1 protein-coding gene is annotated in these 266 nt (G+C 68.8%); it reads right to left on the bottom strand.

Translation table 11 applies throughout. From position 1 onward, the window contains the following. On the bottom strand, positions 1–266 hold a 266-nt coding region (locus ACH13J_RS18490), incomplete at both ends, for a hypothetical protein (RefSeq protein ID WP_397544808.1).

Here is a 266-nt window from a genome sequence, read left to right as displayed (position 1 = left end):
AACCAACCGCGAACCGGGGCGCAGGGAGGCGGCCACCTCGGCGGTGCTCGCGCCTGCCAGCCCCGCCAGCAGTTGGAAGGCCTCCTGGCTGTGAGCGACCTTGCAATCGACCATCACGGCACGCAGATCGCGCTTGTACTTCACCAGCGACGCGAACAACAGCAGCGCGCGCTCATGCGGCGGCAGGCCCAGCACGCGCGCCAGCATGTCGATGTTGCCGACCAGCAGCACGCGCTCACTGGATAGTCGCTCGCCCAGGGCATCGC

This window comes from Roseovarius salis, assembly GCF_044472985.1.
Classification (GTDB): domain Bacteria; phylum Pseudomonadota; class Alphaproteobacteria; order Rhodobacterales; family Rhodobacteraceae; genus Roseovarius; species Roseovarius salis.
The sequence above is the reverse complement of the archived record's forward strand: the minus strand, read 5'-3'. Positions and strand labels throughout refer to the sequence as shown.